The organism is Sphingomonas citri (assembly GCF_019429485.1).
Lineage (GTDB): Bacteria > Pseudomonadota > Alphaproteobacteria > Sphingomonadales > Sphingomonadaceae > Sphingomonas > Sphingomonas citri.
In genome coordinates, this window is the sequence record NZ_JAHXZN010000010.1 from 90,013 (window position 1) to 113,280 (window position 23,268).

General features: G+C 71.7%; 20 protein-coding genes and 1 tRNA gene. 12 read left to right on the forward strand and 9 right to left on the reverse strand.

Annotation, left to right across the window (positions count from 1 at the left end; genetic code table 11):
• Nucleotides 1–62: 62 nt before the first annotated feature.
• Nucleotides 63–746: a response regulator transcription factor gene (locus tag KZ820_RS19105; protein ID WP_219750451.1), complete on the reverse strand. Its 684-nt coding sequence runs from the start codon at nucleotides 744–746 to the stop codon at nucleotides 63–65.
• A complete protein-coding gene (locus KZ820_RS19110; protein ID WP_219750452.1) occupies nucleotides 746–3,412 on the reverse strand; it encodes a DUF4118 domain-containing protein in 2,667 nt (888 codons plus the stop codon). Before KZ820_RS19110 ends, KZ820_RS19105 begins: the two co-directional genes overlap by 1 nt.
• A 388-nt stretch (nucleotides 3,413–3,800) precedes the next feature.
• On the opposite strand from KZ820_RS19110, the gene KZ820_RS19115 reads away from it, so the two are divergent.
• Nucleotides 3,801–5,318 (forward strand): S10 family peptidase, encoded by a 1,518-nt coding sequence (locus tag KZ820_RS19115; protein WP_373369040.1) that lies wholly within the window; start codon nucleotides 3,801–3,803, stop codon nucleotides 5,316–5,318.
• Nucleotides 5,319–5,481: 163 nt separating this feature from the next.
• On the opposite strand, the gene KZ820_RS19120 is transcribed toward KZ820_RS19115, so the two are convergent.
• A complete protein-coding gene (locus tag KZ820_RS19120; RefSeq protein ID WP_219750453.1) occupies nucleotides 5,482–5,970 on the reverse strand; it encodes a MarR family transcriptional regulator in 489 nt (162 codons plus the stop codon).
• A 99-nt stretch (nucleotides 5,971–6,069) separates the two neighbouring features.
• Between KZ820_RS19120 and KZ820_RS19125 the strand changes: the two genes are divergently transcribed.
• Both KZ820_RS19125 and KZ820_RS19130 read left to right on the forward strand, forming a co-directional pair.
• A complete protein-coding gene (locus tag KZ820_RS19125) occupies nucleotides 6,070–7,155 on the forward strand; it encodes a branched-chain amino acid aminotransferase (RefSeq protein WP_373369041.1) in 1,086 nt (361 codons plus the stop codon).
• Between the two features lie 36 nt (nucleotides 7,156–7,191).
• A tRNA-Gln gene (locus KZ820_RS19130) sits at nucleotides 7,192–7,266 on the forward strand.
• A gap of 160 nt (nucleotides 7,267–7,426) precedes the next feature.
• On the opposite strand, the gene KZ820_RS19135 is transcribed toward KZ820_RS19130, so the two are convergent.
• A complete protein-coding gene (locus tag KZ820_RS19135) occupies nucleotides 7,427–8,068 on the reverse strand; it encodes a hypothetical protein (RefSeq protein WP_219750454.1) in 642 nt (213 codons plus the stop codon).
• Between the two features lie 107 nt (nucleotides 8,069–8,175).
• Between KZ820_RS19135 and KZ820_RS19140 the strand changes: the two genes are divergently transcribed.
• The 3 genes from KZ820_RS19140 (at nucleotide 8,176) to KZ820_RS19150 (ending at nucleotide 11,196) form a co-directional block, all read left to right on the forward strand.
• Nucleotides 8,176–8,835 (forward strand): response regulator, encoded by a 660-nt coding sequence (locus KZ820_RS19140; protein WP_219750455.1) that lies wholly within the window; start codon nucleotides 8,176–8,178, stop codon nucleotides 8,833–8,835.
• Nucleotides 8,832–10,136 (forward strand): ATP-binding protein, encoded by a 1,305-nt coding sequence (locus tag KZ820_RS19145; RefSeq protein WP_308462284.1) that lies wholly within the window; start codon nucleotides 8,832–8,834, stop codon nucleotides 10,134–10,136. The genes KZ820_RS19140 and KZ820_RS19145 overlap by 4 nt, the downstream gene beginning before the upstream one ends.
• Nucleotides 10,137–10,203: 67 nt before the next feature.
• Nucleotides 10,204–11,196, forward strand: a complete 993-nt coding sequence (locus tag KZ820_RS19150; protein WP_219750456.1) for a glycoside hydrolase family 43 protein — start codon at nucleotides 10,204–10,206, stop codon at nucleotides 11,194–11,196.
• Nucleotides 11,197–11,215: 19 nt separating this feature from the next.
• On the opposite strand, the gene KZ820_RS19155 is transcribed toward KZ820_RS19150, so the two are convergent.
• The 3 genes from KZ820_RS19155 to KZ820_RS19165 all read right to left on the reverse strand — a co-directional run bounded on the left by KZ820_RS19155 (nucleotide 11,216) and on the right by KZ820_RS19165 (nucleotide 15,064).
• Complete coding sequence (locus tag KZ820_RS19155) at nucleotides 11,216–12,046, reverse strand: aldo/keto reductase (RefSeq protein WP_219750457.1); 831 nt, start codon at nucleotides 12,044–12,046, stop codon at nucleotides 11,216–11,218.
• Complete coding sequence (locus KZ820_RS19160) at nucleotides 12,043–13,011, reverse strand: SDR family oxidoreductase (protein WP_219750458.1); 969 nt, start codon at nucleotides 13,009–13,011, stop codon at nucleotides 12,043–12,045. Before KZ820_RS19160 ends, KZ820_RS19155 begins: the two co-directional genes overlap by 4 nt.
• A 181-nt stretch (nucleotides 13,012–13,192) precedes the next feature.
• A complete protein-coding gene (locus tag KZ820_RS19165; RefSeq protein WP_219750459.1) occupies nucleotides 13,193–15,064 on the reverse strand; it encodes a methyl-accepting chemotaxis protein in 1,872 nt (623 codons plus the stop codon).
• Nucleotides 15,065–15,259: 195 nt separating this feature from the next.
• On the opposite strand from KZ820_RS19165, the gene KZ820_RS19170 reads away from it, so the two are divergent.
• A complete protein-coding gene (locus KZ820_RS19170) occupies nucleotides 15,260–15,664 on the forward strand; it encodes a hypothetical protein (RefSeq protein ID WP_219750460.1) in 405 nt (134 codons plus the stop codon).
• Between the two features lie 86 nt (nucleotides 15,665–15,750).
• Nucleotides 15,751–17,763: a TonB-dependent receptor gene (locus tag KZ820_RS19175; protein WP_219750461.1), complete on the forward strand. Its 2,013-nt coding sequence runs from the start codon at nucleotides 15,751–15,753 to the stop codon at nucleotides 17,761–17,763.
• A 36-nt stretch (nucleotides 17,764–17,799) separates the two neighbouring features.
• Here the strand turns inward: KZ820_RS19175 and KZ820_RS19180 are convergent, their stop codons facing one another.
• Complete coding sequence (locus KZ820_RS19180; RefSeq protein WP_219750462.1) at nucleotides 17,800–17,985, reverse strand: hypothetical protein; 186 nt, start codon at nucleotides 17,983–17,985, stop codon at nucleotides 17,800–17,802.
• Between the two features lie 120 nt (nucleotides 17,986–18,105).
• Between KZ820_RS19180 and KZ820_RS19185 the strand changes: the two genes are divergently transcribed.
• Nucleotides 18,106–18,315, forward strand: coding sequence for a hypervirulence associated TUDOR domain-containing protein (locus KZ820_RS19185; RefSeq protein WP_132909312.1), 210 nt, complete (start codon nucleotides 18,106–18,108; stop codon nucleotides 18,313–18,315).
• A 267-nt stretch (nucleotides 18,316–18,582) separates the two neighbouring features.
• Here KZ820_RS19185 and KZ820_RS19190 read toward each other — a convergent pair whose 3' ends face one another.
• Nucleotides 18,583–19,326 (reverse strand): arylesterase, encoded by a 744-nt coding sequence (locus KZ820_RS19190; protein WP_308462285.1) that lies wholly within the window; start codon nucleotides 19,324–19,326, stop codon nucleotides 18,583–18,585.
• A 20-nt stretch (nucleotides 19,327–19,346) separates the two neighbouring features.
• Here KZ820_RS19190 and KZ820_RS19195 point away from each other — a divergent pair, with 20 nt between their 5' ends.
• From KZ820_RS19195 to paoA, 3 genes are all read left to right on the forward strand, one after another.
• A complete protein-coding gene (locus tag KZ820_RS19195; protein ID WP_258048353.1) occupies nucleotides 19,347–20,018 on the forward strand; it encodes an ABC transporter ATP-binding protein in 672 nt (223 codons plus the stop codon).
• Complete coding sequence (locus KZ820_RS19200; protein ID WP_219750463.1) at nucleotides 20,015–22,513, forward strand: ABC transporter permease; 2,499 nt, start codon at nucleotides 20,015–20,017, stop codon at nucleotides 22,511–22,513. Before KZ820_RS19195 ends, KZ820_RS19200 begins: the two co-directional genes overlap by 4 nt.
• A 142-nt stretch (nucleotides 22,514–22,655) precedes the next feature.
• A partial coding sequence (paoA, locus tag KZ820_RS19205; RefSeq protein WP_219750464.1) for an aldehyde dehydrogenase iron-sulfur subunit PaoA occupies nucleotides 22,656–23,268 on the forward strand: 613 nt, incomplete at its 3' end.

Genomic DNA, 23,268 nt, shown 5'->3' on the forward strand with positions numbered 1-23,268 from the left:
GGTTAGAAAAGGATGCCCGGCCGCTTGAATGAAAGATCTTGATAACGCTCAAGAATAAGCGCTCAGCCGTCCCCGCGCAGGCGATAGCCGACGCCGAGCTCGTTGGCGATCACGCTGCCCACCTCGCCGGGCGCCTCCAGCTTCTGTCGCAGGTTGCGGATGACGATGCGAAGGTACTCGATCCGCGCGTCCTCATCGCCGCCCCAGGCAGCGGCGAGCACGCGCTGGTGGGTGACGACCTTGCCCAGATGACGCGCCAGCTCCGCCAGCACGTCATATTCCTTGCGGGTGAGATGCACCTCCGCGTCGCCGCGCCGTACCTCGCGACGGTCGAGATCGATGGCGAGGTCGCCGCGGCGGATCTCGCGCGGTGCCGCCGCTCCGGCAGCGCGATGGCGCAGCGCGACTCGAAGACGGGCGAGCAGCTCCTCGCTGTCGAACGGCTTGGTGACATAATCGTCCGCGCCGAGATCGAGCGCGCTGACCTTCTCCTCCACCGCGTCGCGCGCCGAGACGACCAGTACTACCGCGTCGCTGCGATCGCGCAGCAGCGGGATCAGGCTCAGCCCATCGCGGTCGGGCAGGCCCAGGTCGAGCAGCATCGCGTCGGGGTGCGTCGTCGCGCGCTGCTGCAGGGCGTCGCGCGCGTTGCCCGCCTCGACCACGTCATAGCCCGCGCGGGTCAGCGTGTTGCGTAACAGCCGCCGGATCGCGGGCTCGTCGTCGATCACCAGCACGCGCGCCATCACGCCGCCTCGCCGGTCGGCTGGCGCACGATCAGTGCGGGCGGGAAAATCAACGCGAAGGCGGCGCCACGCACGTCCTCGCGGTTGGCGGCGGTGACGGTCATCCCCATCGCCTCGGCGAATGCCTTGACGATCGCCAGCCCGAGGCCGGTGCCCCCGGCGGCGCGGTCGGAGCCCTCGAGCCGGCGGAACGTCTCGAACACCTCGGCCTCGCGCCCGGCAGGCAGCCCGGGTCCCTCGTCCAGCACGGCGAGGCGCAGCTCGCCGAACCGATGTCTTCCCTCGATCACCACCGCGCTGCCCGGGTCACCGTAGCGGCCGGCGTTGTCGAGCAGGTTGAGCAGGCAGTGATGGAGCAGCTGCGGGTCGGCGCGCACCAAGGGCAGATCGGGTGGCACGTCGAGCCGGACGGCATGCCCCTCCAGCGCGCGGCGCGCGTCGTGCGCCGCGCTGGTCACCGCGTCGCTGAGGTCGACCGCGTCGACTCGCAGCCGCAGCGCGCCCGCCTCGACCCGCGCCATGTCGAGCAGATTGGCGACGAAGCGGTTGAGCCGCTCGGCCTCGCTCTCGATCGTGCCGATCAGCTCGGGCGTCGCGCCGTGATGCAGCTGCGCGGCGGCGGCCATCACCGCGGTGAGCGGGGTGCGCAGGTCGTGGCTGACCGAGGAGAGCAGCGCCGCGCGCAGCCGGTCGCGCGTGCGCACCTCCTCGACGTCGCGCATCTCGGTGGCGAGCCGCAGCCGCTCGAGCACCAGCGCGGCCTGGTCGACCAGGCTGGCGAGCAGCGGCAGCTGGTCGGCGCGGACCGGGTCACCGCCGGCGACGCGCGCGACCCCGAGCACCGCCAGCACGCGCTCGCCCGCCTTGAGCGGCACGAAGAGCCATTCCGACGCCGCCAGCGTACCCGAGCCCTTGCCGGCGGTGGCGCCGGTGTCGAACGCCCAGCCCGCGGCGGCGCTGTCCATCGTCTCCAGCCGGTAGCCGGGATCGCTCGCGGCGAGGATGTCGAGCCCCGCCGCGGGCGAGCGGGTGAGCAGCACCACCTGGACGTCGAGCAGCCGGCGTACGTCGTCGCAGATCATCTGCGCGGCGCGGTCACGGTCGGTCACGCCGCTGATCTCGCGCAGGAAGCCGGCAAGCGTGGCGTTGGTGCGCGCGCTCGCCGCGGCGAGATCGGCCTGCGCGCGCACGCGCGCAGCGAGATGGCTGGTCGCCACCGCGACGCCGAGCAGCACGATCGCCGAGATCACGTTCTCGGGGTTGCTGATGCTCAGCGTGCCGACCGGCGGCAGGAAGAAGAAGTTATAGGCCAACGTCGAGGCCACGCCGGCGAAAAGTCCGCAGCGCAGGCCGAAGAGGCTCGCCGCGGCCATCACCGGCAGAAGGTAGAGCAGCGCGATGTTGCCGAAATCGATGACATGCACCAGCGCGCTGCCCGCCGCGGTGACGCCCGCGACCATCGCCGCCGCGCTCGCGTAGCCCGCGGTGGTTCCCGGGGTCGGTACGGCGCGCGCCCGCGGCTCTCGCCCGGCGGCGGCGGGCACGGGGAGGACGTGGACCGTAACGCCGGGCGTGTCGCGGATGAGCCGATCGACCACCGAGCCGTGACGCAGCTCGAACCAGCGCGAGCGCTGCGACTTGCCCATCACCAGCTGGGTCGCGCGCGCGTCGGCGAGGAAGCGCTGGATACCGTCGACCACGTCGGGCGCGGGTACCGTGGCTACCGCCGCGCCCAGCTGCGTCGCGAGCGTCATGGTCGCGGCGAGCCGCTGGTGCTGCGCCGGGGTGAAGCCGGCGGCGCGCGGCGTCTCGATGAACAGCGCGGTCCACGGCCCGCGCAGCCCGTCGGCGACCCGCTTGGCGGCGCGCACCAGCCCGTCGGCGCCGGGCAGCTCGTTGATGGCCACGACGATCCGCTCGCCGCCCGCCCAGGTACCGCCGAGCCCCAGCGCGCGCACGTCGTCGAGCATCTGCGCGTCGACCGCCTGCGCGGCGCGGCGCAGCGCCAGCTCGCGCAGCGCCGACAGGTTCGACTTGGAGAAGAAATGCGACAGCGCGCGCGTCGCCTCCTGTGGCAGGTAGACCTTGCCCGCCTTGAGCCGCTCGATCAGCTCGTCGGGCGGGATATCGACCACCTCGATCTCGGCCGCCTCCAGGATGCGGTCTGGCACGGTCTCGCGCACCCGCACGCGGGTGAAGCTGGCCACGACGTCGTTGAGGCTCTCGACGTGCTGGATGTTGACGGTGCTGTACACGTCGATCGCGGCGGCGAGCAGCTCCTCGACGTCCTGATAGCGTTTGGGATGGCGGCTGCCGGGTGCGTTGCTGTGCGCGAGCTCATCGACCAGCGCGAGGCGCGGCGCGCGCGCGAGCACCGCGTCCAGGTCCATCTCGTGCAGCGTGCGCCCCTCATAGGCGGTGGCGCGGCGCGGCACGACCTCCTGCCCGCGCACCAACGCCTCGGTCTCGACGCGCCCGTGGGTCTCGACCACCGCGACGACGACGTCGACGCCGTCGCGCCGCCGCGCCGCGCCTTCGGACAGCATCTCATAGGTCTTGCCGACCCCGGGTGCGGCGCCGAGGAAGATCTTGAGCCGCCCACGGCCCTCCTGCGCAGCGCGGCGCAGCAGCGCGTCGGGGTCGGGGCGATCGCTGCCCGGCGCCATCAGCCGCGCCTCGCGGACGTGCCAGCGCGGCGCGCCGGGAAGGATGACGACGGCGCGACCTCGTTCATCGCGTTGGAATAGACCAGAATGCGCGGGAGAGGGAGCAGGATCGTCGCGGCGCGATCGTCGAGGGGCAGGGGAGACCTTGCCGCCCGACGCGGTTGCTTCGGAGGCCTGCGCACCGGCACGATCTGGCCAAGACCGCATAGTATTGCCAGGGCGAAAGCGGCCTATTGCATAGCGCCGACATATAGGAACGAGAGTGGCCTTGCCGCCGCGACCGCGACGCGCCACCTCGTGTCGGCGAGCGGCTTGCCAGCCGCCCGCGGGGGACTACACCGTCAACGACAAGAACCGCGGCGCGACCGCGGCCACACAGGGATCGTACATCTTGGCCAGACCTTTTCGCCTGCTGCTCGCCACCCTGCTCTTCGGCACCAGCGGCCTCACCCACGCCCAGTCGGACAAGACCGACAAGACCGTCACCAAGGTCGAGAGCAAGAAGGAGGACGACGCGGTCAAGCTGCCGCCGCTCCCGGCCGACAAGACGATCACGCAGAGCGCGCGGATCAACGGCCGTTCGATCAGCTACAAGGCGACCGTCGGCACGATCGCGGTGCGCGACGACAGCGGCAAGGAGATCGGGCAGGTCGTCTACACCGCCTACGTCGTGCCGGGGCGCGACCCGTCGCGGCCGGTGACCTTCGCCTTCAACGGCGGCCCGGGCGCGGCCTCGGTGTACCTCAACATGGGCGCGGTCGGGCCCAAACGGGTCCAGTTCGGCGCGCAGGGCGATTCACCGTCCGACGCGCCGCTCGCGCGCGACAATCCCAACAGCTGGCTCGATTTCACCGACCTGGTCTTCATCGATCCCATCGGCACCGGTTTCAGCCGCAGCCTGGTCGACGCCGACGCCACCAAGAAGGCCTTCTACGCGAACGATCCCGACATCCGCTATCTGTCCAAGGTCGTCTACGACTGGCTGGTCAAGGAGGAGCGGCTGCGCTCGCCCAAATATGTCATGGGCGAGAGCTACGGCGGCTATCGCGCGCCGCGCATCGCCTATGAACTCCAGTCGCAGATCGGCGTCGGGGTCAACGGGCTGATCATGGTCTCGCCTTATCTCGATCCCGCCTCGGGCGACGACGCCACCGCGCTGTCACCGCTGCCCTGGATGATCGACCTACCCTCGATGGCGGCGGCGAACCTCGAGCGCCAGGGCAAGCTGACCCCCGCCGCCATGGCCGAGGTCGAGGCCTATACCCGCGGCGACTTCGCGCGCGACCTGCTGCGCGGCCGCTCCGACCCGGAGGCGACGGGGCGTATCGTCGGCCGAGTCACCCAGCTAACTGGGCTGGACCCGGCGCTGGTGCAGAAGCTCGGCGGGCGGGTCGACAGCCGCACCTATCTGCGCGAGGTCCACCGCGCCGAGGGGACGATCGGCAGCGTCTACGATTCCAACGTCACCGCCTTCGATCCCTTCCCCTGGTCGGCGCAGCAGCAGTCGAATGATCCGATCCTCGACGCGCTGATCGCGCCGACCACCAGCGCGATGGTCGATTTCGTCACGCGCGAGGTCGGCTGGAAGACCGACGCGCGCTACAACGCCCTTTCGTACAAGGTGAATGAGGCGTGGGACCGGGGCAAGCCGGCGGACACGCCGGTGACCGACCTGCGCAAGGCGATCGCCAACGATCCCAAGATGAAGGTGATGATCGTGCACGGTTGGGACGATCTGTCCTGCCCGTTCTTCGCGTCGCGGCTGATCGTCGACCAGATGCCCGCCTTCGGCGCGGCCGAGCGCGTGCAGCTGCGCGTCTACCCGGGCGGGCACATGTTCTACTCGCGCAACGACAGCGGCGCCTCGTTCAAGGCCGACGCGCTGCGGCTGTACGGGGCGGGGTGAGGAACGGGGCCGAATGAGAGAATTCTGCCGGCGAGCGTATCGTTGCAATGCTGCCGGCGGCCCTCACTCACATCCGTCGTCCCGGACCAAGTCCGGCATGGCGTAGCGGCGGCGCGTTATTCCGGGCGCGGCGCACCAGGCGCTCCGCGCCTCATCGCGATCCTCAGCCGCGCAGCGCCTCGACCCGCCCCATCTCCTCGGGCGGGATCAGCCCCTCGAGCACCGCCCAGAAGCCCGTCACCGCGCCCTGGCCGGCGCGCGAATAGGCCGCCGACAGTTTCTCGCGCAGCGAGTCGTACAGCTCGCTCTCCAGCGCGACGCCCTCCGCGGTGAGCCGCAGCAGCCGCTGGCGGCGGTCGCGCTCGCCCGGGCGGGTCTCGACCATGTTGCGCTCGATCAGCTCGTTGAGCACGCGCCCGAGCGACTGTTTGGTGATCGCGAGCAGCGCCAGCAGCTCGCTCACCGGCATGTCGGGCTTGCGCGCGATGAAATAAAGCGCGCGGTGATGCGCGCGGCCGAGGCCCTGTTTGGCGAGCCCGCGATCGATCGAGCGCGTGATGTGGCTGTTGCCGAAATAGAGCAGCTCGATCCCGCGGCGGATCTCGGTCTCGCGCAGGAAAAGCGGCGAGGCGGATTGGGTTGAGGCAGCCATGTTGACCGGCTTTGCCATCGGCCCTAGGCCACCGCAACCCGGCAATGCGATCTCTTGTCGCGGCGCCCGGCCATCGCCGACCCTGGTCCCTGGGAGCTGATTTCCGTGAACTTCGCGTTCGAGCCGCATCCGTCGCCCGTCCCCGCCAACGAGCGCGCCGCGCGGCTGGTAGACCCGGGCTTCGGCCGCGTGTTCACCGATCACATGGCGATCCTGCATTATTCGGAAGGACGCGGCTGGCACGACGGGCGCATCGGCGAGCGCGTGCCGCTGACGATGGACCCGGCCTCGTCGGTGCTCCACTATGCGCAGGAGATCTTCGAGGGGCTCAAGGCCTATCGGCTTGAGGACGGTGGGCTGGCGCTTTTCCGCCCCGAGGCCAACGCGCGCCGCTTCAATGCCTCGGCGCGGCGCATGGCGATGCCCGAGCTGCCCGAGGCGTTGTTCCTCGAATCGTGCGAGCGGCTGGTGCAGACCGAGCGCGACTGGATGCCCTCGGTCGAGGGCGGCTCGCTGTACCTGCGCCCGTTCATGATCGCCTCGGAAGCGTTCCTCGGCGTCAAGCCGTCGGCCGAGTATCTCTACATGGTGTTGGCCTCGTCGGTCGGCGCCTATTGGAAGGGCGGCGCGCGCGCGGTGTCGCTGTGGGTCAGCCACGAGTACACGCGCGCCGCGCCCGGCGGCACCGGCGCTGCCAAGTGCGGCGGCAACTACGCCACCAGCCTGGTCGCGCAGCAGGAGGCGATCCGCCGCGGCTTCGACCAGGTGGTGTTCCTCGACGCCGCCGAGCGGCGCTGGATCGAGGAACTGGGCGGGATGAACATTTTCTTCGTGTTCGAGGACGGCTCGCTGCAGACGCCGCCGCTGACCGGCACGATCCTGCCCGGGATCACGCGCGACTCGATCCTCCAGCTCGCGCGCGACGAGGGTCTGGTGGTGCGCGAGGAACCCTATGCGATCGAGCAGTGGCGCGCCGATGCGGCGAGCGGGCGGCTGGTGGAGAGCTTCGCCTGCGGCACCGCCGCGGTGGTGACTCCGATCGGCCGCGCCGCCGGGCCGGACTATGAGTTCACCATTGGCAGCGGCGCCACCGGCCAGCTGACCGCGCGCTTCCTCGACCGGCTGAGCGCGGTGCAGCGCGGGCGCGCGCCCGACCCGCACGGCTGGCTGCGACGTATCGGTTGAGTTGTGCGCCGCGCGCGGCTAAGCGCGCGGGCCTGTTGGGGCGTCGCCAAGCGGTAAGGCACCGGTTTTTGGTACCGGCATTCGCAGGTTCGAATCCTGCCGCCCCAGCCAGTCGACCCTTCGTCGCCGCGAGATCCGGCGCCTTCGTGGCGCAGCGTGGTCGGAGACGCGGGACGGCGGCTCCCTCGGGTCAGCATCACCGCGGCGACCCCGGACGGACAGGTCGCGAGACCCCGGATCGCTCCGAGGTCTCGCCATCTCGCGCAGCCGCTCAGCGCGGTGTCGTCGCGGAACCCGTGGGCGGCACGGGCATCGCCGCGTCTGCGGTGGGCGCCGGCACGCTGACCGCGGTCGGCGGTGGAGGCGGCGGCGCGCCCGCACCCGGCGGCGGCGGGGGAGCACCGGCACCCGGCGGCGGCGGCGGGGGAGCACCCGCACCCGGCTGGGGAGGCGGCGGCGCTCCTGCACCCGGCACGGGAGGCGGCGGCGCGCCAGCACCCGGTGGCGGCGGTGCCTTCGCGCCGGGCGGCGGCGGCGGCGGTCCGACCTCGCGCGCACCAGCGCTGTCGACCAGGAAGCGCGCGCGCAGTTGCCCCTCGTCGTAGCGGCCCTGCACCAGCACGGGTGCGCCCGCGCGTGGCGCCGAGTCGCGCCCGGCGTCGACCAGAGCGCGCCCGGTCGAGTCCTCGACGACGAAGCGGTCGCCGTACACCGCGGCGACGCGGCCGCGCACCGTGACGGTGCCGCTCGACTGCGGCAGCTTGGCGACCGCGGTGGGCACCGTCGGCGCCATCTCGACCGCGGGGCGGCTCAGCGCCATCGCGCCGGCGCCACCCGCGGCGCCGAGCGCCAGCAGCGCCCCGCCCGCCAGGGCGATGCGGCGTTGGGCAGTGACATGGGGTAGAAGGGTCATCGATCAGCTCCTCTGCTTGCGATGCATCGTTCTACCGCCGCCGCCCGTCACCCGCGCTGAACCGCGCGGTTCAGTTTCGGTTTAAGCCGGGTGTATAGCGCCGGGTCATGCGTATCCTGCTCGTCGAGGACGACCGTGACCTGGGTCCCCGTATCGCGCGCGCGCTGCGCGAGGAGCGCTGCGCGGTCGACCTCGTCGTCGACGGAGTCGACGCCGCACATCTCGGCGAGACCGAACAATATGACGCAGCGGTGCTCGATCTCGGTCTGCCCGGCATGGACGGCGTCGCGGTGCTGCGCGCCTGGCGTGCGGCCGGGCGCGACCTGCCGGTGCTGGTGCTCACCGCGCGCGACGGCTGGTCCGACAAGGTGGCGGGGTTCAAGGCCGGCGCCGACGACTATCTCGTCAAGCCGTTCCGCGTCGAGGAACTGGTGATGCGGCTGCGCGCGCTGGTGCGCCGTGCCGCCGGGCATGCGCAGCCGCTGCTGCGCGCCGGCCCGCTCTCGTTCGACGCGCCGACCGGCACCTTCGAGCTCGACGGGCTGCCGCTCAAGCTCACCGCGCTGGAATGGCGCGTGCTGTCGCAGCTGATGCTGCGCAAGGGGGCGGTGATCGAGCGGCTCGACCTGCTCGAGAAGGTCTATGAGGGTGACGCCGACACCGACTCGAACAGCCTGGAAGTGATCGTCGGCCGCCTGCGCAAGAAGATCGGCGCCGCGCTGATCGAGACGGTGCGCGGGCGCGGCTATCGGCTGGTGGGCGCGTGAGCGCGCGCGCGCCGCGCTCGATCCAGGCACGCATGCTGATCGTGTCCGCGCTCGCCACGGCGCTCGCGCTCGCGCTCGCCGGGGCGGCGATGGCGGGGCTGCTCGGGCGCTTCGTGGTGGAGGGGCTCGACCGCCGGCTCGACGCCGAGCTGACGCTGCTCGCCAGCGCGATCGACGGTGACGGGCGCGTCGATCGCGCGCGGCTCGAGCGGGTGCGCGGCGCGCTCGACGCCGGTCCCGAATGGCGGTGGCGCATCGCTGGTCCCGACGGCGTGCTCGGCTCGGCCGACTTCCCGCCGCTCGACCCGGCACCACCGGCGGGGCCGATCGCGCCGCAGGGACCGCGCCCGCGCGAGGGCGTAGCCGGAAACGAGGCGGCGGTTCACGCGCGCGAGCTGGTGATCGCGACCAGCCGCGGTGACGTCACGCTCAGCGCGGCCGCGCCGCGCTCGGTGGTGCGGCGCCCGATCGAGGGGGCATTGTGGCCGCTGCTCGGGGCGCTGGCCGTGGTGGCGGCGGTGCTCACCGCGGCGCTGCTGGTGCAGCTGCGCGTCGGGCTGGCGCCGTTGCGCCGGCTGCGCGACCAGGTCGCGGCGATCCGCGGCGGCGCGCGCGCGCGGGTCGAGGAGGACCAGCCCTCCGAGTTGCGCCCGCTCGCGGCCGAGCTGAACGCGCTCGCCGCCGACAATGCCGCCGCGCTCGCCGCGGCGCGCGGTGCCGCGGCCAACCTCGCGCACGCGCTCAAGACACCGGTGGCGGCGCTGGCGCTCGACCTGCGCGACCGGCCCGAGCAGGCGGCGCAGGTCGAGCGGATCGACCGCACCATCCGCCACCATCTCGCGCGCGCGCGCGCCGCCGCGATCGATCGTCGCGCCGCCACGTCGTTGCGCTCTGCGGCCGTGGGGCTCGTCGCCGCGGTCGGCGCGCTGCACCGGGAGGCGCGGATCACGCTCGACGTGCCCGCCGATCTGGTGGTCGCGATCGACCCGCAGGACCTCGACGAGCTGCTCGGCAATCTGCTCGACAATGCCGCGCGTCATGCCGAAGGCCACGTCGTGCTGCGCGCCGCGCGCGACGGGCGCTGGGTCGCGGTGGAGGTGAGCGACGATGGCCCGGGCATCCCCGCGGCCGAGCGCGACCGTGTCGCCCGCCCGGGCACGCGGCTCGACGAGCGCGGCGATGGGCACGGCTTCGGGCTGGCGATCGCGTCTGAACTGGTCACGCTGTATGGCGGCGCGCTGGCGCTGGGGGAGGCGAGCGGCGGTGGGCTGGCGGCGCGGCTGACGCTGCCCTCGGCGTAGACCAGGCTTGCCGCTCGGTGCGCGCGAGCTAAGCTGCTCTGCAAACGAGGTAAAAGGGGAACGCGGGATGGGATGCCGACGGATCGGCCTGGGTGCGCTGGCGCTGCTGGCGAGCGGTACGATGGCGGCGAGCGCGCCGGTGCCCGGCTCCAATCCCCTCTTCCACGACAGGTTCACGGCCGATCCGGCGCCGCTGGTGGTCGGCGACCGACTGTACCTCTACGTCGGGCACGACGAGGCGCAGCGCGACGAGATGTTCAACATGAAGGAGTGGCTGGTCTATTCCACTACCGACATGCGCCACTGGACCGCGCACGGTCCGATCATGAACGTGAAGGATTTTAAATGGGCCAAGCAGGACGCCTGGGCCTCGCAGGCGATCCGCAAGAACGGTCGATACTGGTTCTACGCCGCGGTCGAGCATGACTCGACCCACCCCGGCAAGGCGATCGCGGTGGCGGTGTCGGACAAGCCCACCGGCCCGTTCGTCGACGCCAAGGGCTCAGCGCTGATCACCAACGAGATGACGCCCAAGGGCACGCACAGCTGGGAAGACATCGACCCGACCGTGCTGACCGACGACGACGGCACCACCTGGATCGCCTGGGGCAATCGGCAGTGCTATATCGCTAAGCTGAAGCCCAACATGATCGAGCTCGACGGACCGATCACCGAGATCACGCCGCCGCATTTCGAGGAGGGGCCGTGGCTGCACAAGCGCGGCAAGCTCTATTATCTCACCTACGCCTCACTCGACCGCAGCAAGCACCGTGACGAGAAGGTGTCCTATGCCACCGCGCCGACGATCCGCGGGCCATGGACCTATCGCGGGGAGCTGACCGGTTCGGGCAAGTACAGCTTCACGATCCACCCGGGGATCGTCGAATTCAAGAAGCGCTGGTACCTGTTCCTCCACAACGCGACGCTCGCCATCGGCGACCTCAACGGCGCGATCGGGCGCCGCGCGGTGACCGTGGAATATCTGCGCTACAATCCGGATGGGACCATGCGCCCCGTGGTGCAGACCGAGGCGGGGGTGACCGCGCCGGCGCCGAAGTAAGCGAGCCTCTGCCTTCCGCTCACAGCATCTCGAGCGACACGGCTGTTCTCGGGCGCGGGAAGGCGCGGTCGAGTTCGGTCAGCTCCTCCGGCGTGAGGATCAGGTCCGCCGCCGCGCTATTCTCACGGACGTGCTCGGCGCGCCCGGCCTTGGGGATGACGATCACGCCCTCGCGCGCGAGCAGCCACGCCAGCGCCACCTGCGCGGCGGTGGCCCCGCGTGCCGCGGCGACGCGGGCGAGCGCGGGATGGCCGAGCAGGCGGCCCTGCTCGACCGGACTGTACGCCATCACGAGCATGTCCTGTGCGGCCAGCCACGGCAGCAGGTCGTGCTCGGGCCCGCGCCGGGTCAGATTGTAGAGGATCTGATCGGTCGCGCAGTCGGTGCCACCCGCGGCGACGAGTTCCTCCATGTCGTCGCGGTCGAGGTTGCTGACGCCCCAGCGGAGGATCTTGCCCGCCGCGACCAGCGCGGCCATCGCCTCGATCGTCTCGCCGAGCGGCACGCTGCCGCGCCAGTGCAGCAGGTAAAGGTCGAGCCGGTCGGTGCCGAGCCGCTCGAGGCTCGCCTCGCAGGCGCGGGTCAGTCGCGTGCGGGAGGCGTTCTGCGGATAGGCCTTGCTGACGAGGAAGACGTCGTCGCGCCGCCCCGCGATCGCGGTCCCGACCACCCGTTCGGACTCGCCGTCGGCGTACATCTCGGCGGTGTCGATCAGCGTCATGCCGAGGTCGAGCCCGGTACGCAGCGCGGCGATCTCCTCGCCGCGACTCTCGGCGCGCTCGCCCATCATCCAGCTGCCCTGACCGAGCGCGGGGACTGAGGCGCCGTCGCGCAGCCGGACCGTCCTCACTTGGTGCGTCCGCGCCACAGCGCGACACCCGCCATCGCAGCGAGCGCGATCGCACCGGCGGCAGCGGCCTTGCGCCCGCGATGCGGGTCCCGGCGGTGGCCGTCGGGGCCGCTCGCGCCCGCGGTCGGTTCGTGGATCGCGCCCGGCGTATTCTCGCCGCGCGGCGCACGCGTCGACCAGCTGTCCATGAAGCCGTTCATCACTGCGGCGATCAGATTGGGCGCGGCGAACTGGCCTAGCTTCAGCAACAGTGCGGGCGCGCCTACGACGGTCGTGTCGCGCGGGTGGCGGGCGAGCCGCACCACTGCCTTCGCCACGGTATCGGGGGCGAGCGCGCCGGGCGGCAGCGTCAGTCGCGCGCCCGAGTAGTTGCCGGCATGGTCGATCCCCGGCGTATCGACGAAGGTGGGATAGACGTCGCAGACGTGCACGTCGGGGTGCCGCGACAACTCCCCGCGCAGCGCCTCGCTGAAGCCGCGCAGGCCGAACTTGCTCGCGGCGTAGGCGGCGGCATAGGGCGTCGCTACGAACCCGCCGACCGAGATCATGTTGACCCAGGTGCCGCGATCCTGCGCGAGGAAGATCGGCACCACCGCGTGTGCCTCGTTCATGTGCGAAAGCAGGTTGGCCTGGATCACGCGCGCGTGGTCGGCCAGCGGCACCTCATGGTAGCGGCCGACGACGCCGACGCCGACACAGCTGAACCAAAGGTCGATCGCGCCGAGCAAGGTGTGCGCCTCCTCGGCCAGTGCCTGCACCGCGACGGCATCGGTGACGTCGACCACGCGGGTGTCGGCTCGGCCGCCGGCCGCACGGCAGCGTTCGGCGATGTCGGCGAGCCCGGCCTCGCCACGCGCCGCGAGCACCAGCCGCGCGCCGCGGCGGGCGAAGGCGATCGCGGTGGCGGCACCGATCCCACTCGACGCCCCGGTGATGACCACCCGTGTCGGCTCGCGCTTGCCCACCTGCTGTCTCCCGTCACTCCGCTGGTGGACGAACGGGGGGCGGCGGTGTTCCGGAGGTTGGGAGCGGGGCCGGTGGGGCGGAACGTCGCGGGCCGAGCCGACGACGTGCACACCAGGGCGAGATCGGCGTCATGCTGAACTCGGTTCAGGATGACGCCGCTACGTCAAGATTGGGAGCCGCTCAGAACTCCGACCAGTCGTCCTGCGCCACCGCGACCGCGGCGCTGCCGCGGTTCGCGCGGGCGCCGGCGGCGATGCGGGCGCCCGCGCTCGCGGCGCGAGACTGGAGCTGGTGCACCGGCGAGGTGGCCACCTCCCGCCGCACGGCGGTCGCCTGAGCGGGCCGGTCGCCCAGCCGGAAGCGGCTGACTTGGCGCGCCATGTTCTCCGTCTCCTCGGCCAGGCTGCGCGCTGCGGCAGTCGCCTCCTCGACCATCGCGGCGTTCTGCTGGGTCACGCCATCCATCTCGCTGACCGCGGTGTTGACCTGCTGGAGCCCGGTCGCCTGCTGCTCGGCGGCCGACGCGATGTCCGAGACCAGCGCGCTGATGTCGCCGATGCGCCCGGTGATGCGGCTGAGCGCCTCGCCCGCCTGCGCCACCAGCGTCACGCCGGCATCGACCTGCTCGGTCGAGGCGGTGATCTTGCTCTTCACGTCCTTGGCAGCGTCGGCCGAGCGCTGTGCCAGCGCGCGCACCTCGGAGGCGACCACCGCGAAGCCCTTGCCTGCGTCGCCCGCGCGTGCCGCCTCGACGCCGGCATTGAGCGCGAGCAGGTTGGTCTGGAACGCGATCCCGTCGATCACCGCGATGATCTCGCTGATCTCGTTGGACGAGCGCTCGATCCCGTTCATCGCCTCGACCGCGCGGCGCACCACGTCGCCCGACTGTTCGGCGTCGCGACGCGTTTCGGTCACCACGCCGTTGACCTTGGTGGCGTTGGCGGCGGTGTCGCGCACCGTGGTGGTGATCTCGTGCATCGCCGCCGCGGTCTCTTCCAGGCTGGCGGCCTGCTGCTCGGTACGGCGCGACAGATCGTCCGATGCCTGGCGGATGTCGCTGGCGCCGTTAGTGATTCCCTCGGCGCTGGCGTTGACCGCGGTGAGCGTGCCCGCGACCGACTGCATCGCGTTGTTGAAATCGTCCTTCAGCTTGGCGAACGGACCGGTCAGCTCGGCCTCGATCCGGGCGGTGAGGTCGCCGCGCGCGAGCGAGTCGAGCCCGCTGCCGACGCTGTCGACGATCAGACACGTCTGCTCCTGCTTCGCGCGCTCGGCGGCGACAAGCTGGTCGCGGAACGCCACCATCGAGCCGGCGAGCTCACCCACCTCGTCGCGGCGCGGATCGACCGCGACCTCGGCGTTGAGGTCGCCCGCGCCGAGGCGGCGCATCGTCGCCGTCATCGCGGTCAGCGGCGTGGCGATGCCGCGGATCAGCGAGATCAGCATGAAGACGGTGAGCGCGAGCACCGCGACGGCGATGGCGATCGAGGCATTGCGTGACCAGACATACGTCGCACTCGCGTCGGCCATGTCCTGATCCATCAGCTTGGTCTGGATCGTCTGCATCTGCGCCGCATCGTCGTTACCGCGGTCGAACACCGGCTTGCTGCGGCGGTAGCTCTCGAGCGCCTCTTTGTTGAGGTTCTGGTGCGACAGCTGCATCGTGACGCGCGATTGCGTCATGAAGTCGGCCCAATCCTTGCGGAAGGTGCGGAACGCCGCGATCGCGCTCGGTGCTTGGAGGGTGCGGTCCAGGAAAGCCGCGTTCTTGTCGAGCAGGGCGACCTGTTCCGCGGCCTCCCGCTCGGCCTCCTGGATCTGGCTCGGCTCGTCCGACAGGATGCTGGTCGCCTCGGCGACCCGATAGTCCGAGGTGGCGGTGTTGATCGTCGCGATCGCGATGAGCTTGGCGCGGCGGCTGCCACCCAGCGTCTCGGCGGCATCGTTCAACTTGCTCTGCGCGCTGATCGACATCGCTGCCATGGCGATCAACGCGGCAGCCAGGATGCCGAAAGCGGTGAGCAGCTTGGCGCTGATCTTCATGTTCTTCATGGAACGGACCTCACGATAGTGAGGCCGGTTTAGGGCCGATGCGTTTCTAATCTCTTAGCGTGGATCGCTGTTTAAACCTGGTATTTACGACTAGGTGCGCAGGATGGTTAGCCGATGGTGAAGCGCGCCTCTCGACCTGAACCGACCCGCCCCCGTCAGGGCGGCGGCGCACTCGCGTCGCGAGGCTGAGCGGCGATGACGCGCCTGCGGCACGTGATCGAGCGCCGATCGGCGGCGATGGTTTGGCTGCTGCTGCTCGCCCTCGCGCTGCGGCTGATCGTGCCCGCCGGCTTCATGCCGGCCGCATCGGCGCACGGGATCACGCTAGTCGCCTGTCCCGAGTGGGGCGCGGCGCCGGCCCTGGCGGCGCATCACGCGGCGCACCAGCGCACCGATCACGGTGAGCCCCATCGCCATGCCGAACCGCCCTGCGCCTTCGCCGGCCTGGGCTTGCCCACGCTCGCCGGGGGCGAGCTACCGCCGCTGTCGCCTCCCACCGACGCCGTCTCTCTCGTCGCGACGACGCTCGGCCGCGCGCTGCAACTCGCTGCGACCGATCGCCTCCGCCCGCCGGCTCACGCGCCGCCCGCGCTCGCCTGATCGTCACACCATCATGCCCGGCGCCACGTGACGCGCTGGCCTGTCAGCGGCGGCGTGCCTCGGGCGCGCGAGCGATCGGAATCCATATGTCTCGTCATCTTCTCTCCGCGAGCGCGGTCGCGCTCGCCTGTCTTCCCGCCGTGGCGCGCGCGCAGGACGCGCCCGACCCGGCCGCTACGACCGGTGTCACCATCGGCGAGGTGGTCGTCACCGCGCGATCGATGACGCGCGCCACCAGTGAGGTGCTCACCTCGGTCGACGTACTCGGCGGCGACGTCGCGCAGCGGCAGACCGTCGACAACGCCTGGGAGCTGTTCGCGCGGCTGCCCGGCGTCGTGCTGACCGACTTCGGCCAGGGCACCACTTCGGGCCGCTTCTCGATCCGCGGCTTCAACGGCGAGGGCGAGATCAACGCGGTCAAGCTGCTGATCGACGGCATCCCCTCGAACGACAATGCGGGGCGGATGGACTTCATCGACCTGGTCTCGCCGCTCGCGATCGGCTCGGTCGAGCTGGTGCGCGGCACCTCCGACCCGCGCTGGGGGCTGCACGCCATCGCGGGCAGCGCCAACATCGTCACGCGCAGCGGCGGCACCTATCTCGACACGCGGGTCAGCGCGGGCGGGTTCGGCACGGCCGAGGCGCAGCTCGCCGCCGGCGCCGAGACCGGGCGGCTGACCCAGAATCTCGCGCTCGGCTACCGCCGCTCGGACGGCTATCGCGACCATGCCGGGTTCGACCGGCTGACGCTCTCGGGCAAGTGGCGGCTCGATCTCGGCGACGCGCAGCTCGGTGTGATCGCGCGCCACAGCCGCGCCGCCGCCGACGAGCCGGGCTATCTCACCAACGCCGATGCCTATACCGACCGCCGGCGCTCCTATCCGGTGTCGGCGAGCGACGGCGGCACGCGCGAGCTCGGCCAATATGCGGTGACGCTCGACGCCGCGCCCAGCGAGCACGTCGCGGTGTCGCTGAGCGGTTATGCCAACACGATCGACGACAATCGCTACGTTCGCTTCTCGGCGGGCGTGCCGCAGCAGCAGCGGCTCACCGAGGAACAGCAATATGGCGTCATCAGCGCGCTCCATTGGCACGTCGCGTCGTGGCTGATGGCGGAGGCGGGCGGCGACGTGCAGTGGCAGCACAATGTCAGCCAGCGCTGGACGACGGACAATCGTCGCATCGTCGCCGCGACGCGCGACCAGGACATCGACCTGACCGTCGGCGGCGGTTACATCCAGGCGGTGCTGACGCCGCTGCGCTGGCTACGTGTGACGCCGGCGTGGCGGCTCGACCGGGTGGGCGGCGACTATGTCAACCGGCTCAACGGCCGCGCTTATCCGGTCAACGGTTATGGCACGATCAGCCAGCCCAAGCTGTCGGTCGCGATCGAGCCGGTCGCGGGAGTGACCGCTTATGGCAATTACGGGCGTACCTTCCAGATCGGCGCCGGCACCGGCGCGTTCATCGTGCCGCCGCGCGTGCGCGACGTCGCACCCTCGATCAACGAGGGCTATGAAGCGGGCGTGCGGCTGTCGCGCGGTCGCTGGCTCACCGCGCGCGCGGCGCTGTGGCAGCAGACCGCGAGCGGCGAGCTTCGGCGCCGGCTCAACGATCCCGCGGGCGAGTTCGATAATCTCGGCGCGACGCGGCGGCGCGGCTTCGACCTCGAGGCGAGCGTCCTGCCTGGCGGTGGCTGGTCGGCCTGGGCGAGCTGGTCGCACCAGCGAGCCGTGATCCGCCTGCCTGACCCGGCGACGCCGTCGCAGGCGGGCAACGAGATCGACCATGTCCCGCGCGACGTCTACACCGCCGGGCTGGAATGGGCGCCGCGCGGTGGCCGCTGGCGGGGGTCGCTGTGGGGCAATGGGCAGTCCTCCTACGAGCTCACCCCCGCCAACACGCAGGGGCGCTACGGCCGCTATGTCCAGCTCACCGCGGAGGCGGCCTATCAGCTCACCCGCGCGGTGGAGCTGTCAGTGCAGCTGCGCAACCTCGCGAACGACCGACACGAATATGTCTGGTACGACGGCACGCAGCGGCTCCACGCGCCGGCCGACCCGCGCACGCTCGCTGGGGCAGTGCGGGCGCGGTTCTAGCAGGCGTCTGCGAGCGGTAAGGACGCCGTATGCTGCTCAGGCGTCGGGCAGCGGCGCACCGAGCTGGCGGGCGACGCGCGCCACCTCCTCGTCGCTGGGCGGCTCGGGCAGATCTTCGCTCGGCAGCAGCGCGTCGTCTGGGACGCCGGGCGCGCCGCTCGCGAGCGGCTCGTCGACGGCGCGGTCGTTGGCGCCGGTGGTGATCTTCTCGCTCTCGCTCATCGTTCTCTCCTCGGAACCGCGTCCTCCAACCCGCGAGCGAGGAAATCGCCGCATCCTCAAGGCGATGGAACAAGCGTGCGGCTGATCCACTTGAGTCCGCCGAGCCACAGGAGAGCTGCCATGACCAAGACCCTCAAGGCCGGCGACAAGGTGAAGTGGGACACGCCGCAGGGCCAGACCAGCGGCAAGGTGGTCAAGAAGGAGACCAAGACCACCAAGGCCGGCGGCCACACCGCCAAGGCGAGCAAGGACGACCCGCAATATCGCGTCAAGAGCGACAAGTCGGGCAAGGAAGCGGTGCACAAGCCGGAGGAGTTGAAGAAGGCGTGACAGAGGGGGGGTGGTGAGGTGGCGACTCGGCTGGTGTCGCGCGCCGTTCTCAAATCCTTCTCCGTCATCCCGGCGAAGGCCGGGATCCACCGTCCCGCATACTCACCGGCCCGGGGTGACGGAGAGAGGGAGGATGATGGGACGGGAAGCTGGCGGATCGGGGAGGCTGACGGAGCGCGGCGGATGGAGGGTCGGGGCGACTGATGGAACGGGAAGGATGACGATAAGAGCCGCCGTAACGGGAGGGGTCGGCGGCTCAATCCTCCCTCAATCCTCGGACGTCTCCGCCAGCGCCTTCCGCACCACCGGCGTCACGCGATCGGCGATCCGCGCCACGCCGCGCGCGTTGGGGTGAACGCCGTCGGGCAGCATCAGCGTCCGGTTGCCGAGCACGCCGTCGAGGATGAACGGGTACAGCGGCGCATGGTGCTGCCTCGCCAGTTCCGGATAGATGGCGTTGAACGTTCCCGCATAGTCCGGCCCCAGATTGGGCGGCGCGAGCATGCCCGTCAGCACCACCGGGATGCCCCGCTTCTGCAACTCGTCCAGCATCGCGGCGAGATTGTCGCGCGTTACCTTGGGATCGAGCTGGCGCAGCACGTCGTTGCCGCCGAGCCCCAGTAGCACCAAATCGGGTTTCTTGCCCAGCCGGTCGAGCGTGTAGCCGAGCCGGCGGCGCCCGTCGCCGCTGGTGTCGCCCGAGACGCCCGCGTTGACCAGCCGCGCGTTGATCCCCGCGGCGCGCAGCCGCGCCTGAATCGCGTCGGGCAGGCTCTGCCCGCGGCTCAGCCCGTAGCCGGCGTAGAGACTGTCGCCGAGGGCGAGCACCGTCCGCTCGGGCCCGCTCACCGGCACGGTCGCGACCGGCGCGGGCGCGGCGGCCTCGCCGTCATTGCCGCTGACGCGCGGCCCGTCGGGAGCGCTCTCGTCGCGCGGGGAGCAGCTCGACACCATCAGCGCGGCTTGGAGAAGCGCCGCCGGCGCCGCATATGTCAGGTATGATCGCGTCACTTTCGCCCCGGCTCCGCTGAATGTCGCCGCCGCATATGGTCATCGCCGCGCGCGATGTAAGGCTCACGCTCGGCGGCGCCGAGCCGGTCGAGATCCTGCGCGGGGTCGATCTCGCGGTCGCCGCGGGTGAGAGCGTGGCGCTGCTCGGCGCGTCGGGGTCGGGCAAGTCGTCGCTGATGGCGGTACTCGCCGGACTGGAGCGCGCGACCTCGGGCAGCGTCGAGGTGACCGGGCTCGACTTCGCCGCGCTCGACGAGGACGCATTGGCGGTGGCGCGGCGCGGCCGGATCGGCATCGTGCTCCAGGCCTTCCACCTGTTGCCGACGATGACCGCGCGCGAGAACGTGATGGTGCCACTCGAGCTGCAGGGCGCCGACGACGCGCGCGTCCGCGCCGAGGCCGAGCTGACCGCGGTCGGGCTGGGGCACCGGCTCGACCATTATCCCGCGCAGCTCTCGGGCGGCGAGCAGCAGCGCGTCGCGATCGCGCGCGCGCTGGCGCCGCGTCCCTCGCTCGTCTTCGCCGACGAACCGACCGGCAACCTCGACGCCGCGACCGGCGCGCGCGTCGTCGACCTGCTGTTCGAGCGGCGTCGCGCCACCGATGCCAGCCTCGTCATCATCACGCACGACCCAGCACTCGCAAGGCGCTGCGACCGGATCGTCGAGCTCGCCGACGGGCGGCTGCGATGAGCGGCTGGGCGCTGGCCTGGCGGCTCGCCCGGCGCGAGCTGTCGCTGCGATTCAAGGGCCTGCGTCTGCTGCTGCTGTGCCTCTTCCTCGGCGTCGGCGCGCTCGCCGCGATCGGAAGCCTGACCCAGGCGATCACCGGCGAGCTGGCCGCGCGAGGCCGCGTGCTGCTCGGCGGCGACGTCGAGGTCGCGATCTCGCAGCGGGCGGCCGATCCCGACGAGCGCGCCGCGATCGCGCGGCTCGGGCGCGTGTCCGAGACGGTGCGGATGCAGTCGATGGCGGTCGCGCGCGGCGGGGCCACCGCGCCGGTGCAGCTCAAGGCGGTCGACGCGGCCTATCCGCTCTACGGTCGCCTGACGGTCGTGGGCGGAGGGGCGGTGCGACTCACCGGCGCCGACAACGCCTATGTCGCGCCCGCGCTGGTCGAGCGGCTCGGCCTGCGCGTCGGCGACCCGCTGCGGCTCGGCGCCGCGACGTTCCGCGTCGGCGGCGTGATCGCGGACGAGCCCGACCGGCTCAGCGAAGGCTTCAGCTTCGGTCCGGTCGTGCTGGTGTCGAGCGCCGGGCTGGCGCGCACCGGGCTGGTGCAGCCGGGCAGCCTGTACGAGACCAAATATCGCATCGCGATCGGCGCACGCGATCCCGCGGCGACGGTCGCGGGCTTCGGCAAGCGCTTCGCCGCGGCGGGATGGGAGACGCGCACGCGGGACCGAGCCTCGCCCGGTGCCAGCCGCTTCATCGCGCGCATGGGCGAGTTCCTCACGCTGGTCGGGCTCGCCGCGCTGGTGATCGCGGGGATCGGCGTCGGCAACGGCGTCTCCTCCTATCTCGAGCAGCGGCGTGCCAGCGTGGCGATGCTCAAGGTGCTCGGCGCGACCTCGGCGACGGTGACTCGCGTCTACCTGATCCAGGTGCTCGCGGTGGCGGGGGTGGGAATCGCATCGGGGCTCGTCGCCGGTCTGGTCGCGGTACCGTTGGTGGGCGCGCTCGCCGGCGCGGTGCTGCCGGTCGCGCCGGGCTTCGTGGTGGCGCCGCTGCCGCTCGCGCTGGCGGCGCTGTACGGGCTGCTGATCGCTCTCGCCTTCTGCGCGCCCGCGCTGGTCGCGGCAGGACGCGTGCCCGCCGCGGCGCTGCTGCGCGGCGTCCACGACCGGCGCGTGCGCGGCGGGCGCGTCGCCGCCGCCTGGATGGTCGCGGCGGGCGCCGCGCTTGTCGCGCTGGTGCTGGCGACGAGCGAGCGGCCGCTGTTCGCCGCCGGCTTCCTCGGCGCTGCCGCGGCGACGCTGCTGCTGCTCGTCGCGCTCGGTCACGCGGTGCGCTGGCTCGCGGCGCGCGTGCCGCCGCCGCGCCGCCCGCTGCCGCGGCTGGCGCTCGCCGCGCTTCACCGCCCGGGGGCGAGGACGGTCGCGCTGGTCGTGGCGCTGGGGCTCGGTCTGACGCTGTTCGTGCTGCTCGCGACGATCCGCACCAGCCTTGACGGTAATATCACCCGCAGCGTGCCCGAGCGCGCGCCCGCCCTGTTCGTGCTCGACGTGCCGCCCGAACGCGAGCGCGACTTTAGCGCGACCGTCGTCGCGGCCGAGCCCGGCGCGGTGATCGCGACGGTGCCGCTGATGCGCGGCACGATCACCGGCTATGCCAAGACGCGTGTCGCCGATCTCGCCGAGATCCCCGAGGGCGCCTGGGCGCTGCGCGGCGAGCGCGGGCTGACCTTCGCCGCGGCGCTGCCCGCGGGGAGCACGCTCAGCGCCGGCCGTTGGTGGAGCGCGGCCGAAGCGCGGCGACCGTTGGTCTCGGTGGACGAGCGGCTGGCGCAGTCGCTCGGGCTCAAGCTCGGCGACCCGCTGACGATCTCGGTGCTGGGGCTGGAGCGCACCGCCACGATCGCCTCGTTCCGCCGCATCGCTTGGGACACGCTGGGCTTCAACTTCGTGCTGGTGTTCTCGCCCGGCGCGCTCGCCGACGTGCCGCACAATCTCGCCGCCACGATCGACATGCCCGCGGTGCGCACCGGCGCGGTGACTCGCGCGCTGCTGCCGCGCTTCCCGTCGCTGTCGGTGATCGAGGTGGGCGGCGTGCTCGCGCAAGTGCAGACCGTGGTGCGCCAGATGGCCACCGCGATCGCCGCCGCGGCGGGTGTGGCGGTGCTCGCCGGTGTCGCGGTGCTGGTCGGCGCGATCGCCGCGGCGCGCGCGACGCGGACCTATGACGCGGTGGTGCTCAAGGTGCTCGGCGCGACGCGGCGGCAGGTGCTGGTGATGCAGCTGCTCGAATATGCGCTGCTGGCGCTGGTGGCGGCGGTGGTGGCGCTGCTGCTCGGCGTGGCGGGCGGCTGGTATGTCGTGACCCAGCTGTTCGGCTTCGAGTGGCTGCCCGACTGGGGCGCGGTGGCGGCGACGCTGCTGGTTGGCGTGTCGGCGACGGTGGTGATCGGACTGGCAGGAAGCCTGCCGGTGCTGCGCGCGCGACCCGCGGCGTCGCTGCGCGAGTTGTGAGCGCCGTCGGATGCTGAGCGCCGCTCATCATTTCCCTGAACGATGTGACTGATCCACATCGGCCCCACGCGCGTTAGGATCGTGCTGAGTCGACAGGGACTTGGACGCTGCGCCCGGGAGGGCAGGAAGAGGGAGGCCGGCGATGTCGGACACAGCAGAATTCGCGCTCTCGCGCCGCGGGGTGCTCGCCGGCAGCGCCGCCAGCGCGGTCGCCGCCGCAGCGCCCGCCGGCGCTGCGCCGCAGCGGACACCCGCGAACGCCACCCCGACCATGCCGGTGCGTCTCACCGTCAACGGGGAGAAGCGCGAGCTGGCGCTCGACCCGCGCACGACGCTGCTCGACGCGCTGCGCGAGCATCTCCATCTCACCGGCACCAAGAAGGGCTGCGACCACGGCCAGTGCGGCGCCTGCACGGTGATCGTCGAGGGGCGGCGGATCAACGCGTGCCTCAGCCTCGCGCTCCAGCACGACGGTGACGCGGTCACCACGATCGAGGGGCTGGGCACGCCCGACAAGCTCCACCCGATGCAGGCCGCGTTCGTGAAACATGACGGATACCAGTGCGGCTATTGCACGCCGGGACAGATATGCTCGGCGGTGGCGGTGCTCGACGAGATCAAGCGCGATGTGCCGAGCCACGTCCAGGACGACCTCACCGCCAAGGCGCGCTTCACCAACATGGAGCTGCGCGAGCGGATGAGCGGCAACATCTGCCGCTGCGGTGCCTATTCGAACATCGCCGAGGCGGTGGCCG

Bases quoted from the DNA above. Each gene is read 5' to 3' on its own strand.
- KZ820_RS19105 (WP_219750451.1), bottom strand. From the start codon at position 746: ATGGCGCGCGTGCTGGTGATCGACGACGAGCCCGCGATCCGGCGGCTG.
- KZ820_RS19110 (WP_219750452.1), bottom strand. From the start codon at position 3,412: ATGGCGCCGGGCAGCGATCGCCCCGACCCCGACGCGCTGCTGCGCCGC.
- KZ820_RS19120 (WP_219750453.1), bottom strand. From the start codon at position 5,970: ATGGCTGCCTCAACCCAATCCGCCTCGCCGCTTTTCCTGCGCGAGACC.
- KZ820_RS19135 (WP_219750454.1), bottom strand. From the start codon at position 8,068: ATGACCCTTCTACCCCATGTCACTGCCCAACGCCGCATCGCCCTGGCG.
- KZ820_RS19140 (WP_219750455.1), top strand. From the start codon at position 8,176: ATGCGTATCCTGCTCGTCGAGGACGACCGTGACCTGGGTCCCCGTATC.
- KZ820_RS19150 (WP_219750456.1), top strand. From the start codon at position 10,204: ATGGGATGCCGACGGATCGGCCTGGGTGCGCTGGCGCTGCTGGCGAGC.
- KZ820_RS19165 (WP_219750459.1), bottom strand. From the start codon at position 15,064: ATGAAGAACATGAAGATCAGCGCCAAGCTGCTCACCGCTTTCGGCATC.
- KZ820_RS19170 (WP_219750460.1), top strand. From the start codon at position 15,260: ATGACGCGCCTGCGGCACGTGATCGAGCGCCGATCGGCGGCGATGGTT.
- KZ820_RS19175 (WP_219750461.1), top strand. From the start codon at position 15,751: ATGTCTCGTCATCTTCTCTCCGCGAGCGCGGTCGCGCTCGCCTGTCTT.
- KZ820_RS19180 (WP_219750462.1), bottom strand. From the start codon at position 17,985: ATGAGCGAGAGCGAGAAGATCACCACCGGCGCCAACGACCGCGCCGTC.
- KZ820_RS19185 (WP_132909312.1), top strand. From the start codon at position 18,106: ATGACCAAGACCCTCAAGGCCGGCGACAAGGTGAAGTGGGACACGCCG.
- KZ820_RS19195 (WP_258048353.1), top strand. From the start codon at position 19,347: ATGTCGCCGCCGCATATGGTCATCGCCGCGCGCGATGTAAGGCTCACG.
- KZ820_RS19200 (WP_219750463.1), top strand. From the start codon at position 20,015: ATGAGCGGCTGGGCGCTGGCCTGGCGGCTCGCCCGGCGCGAGCTGTCG.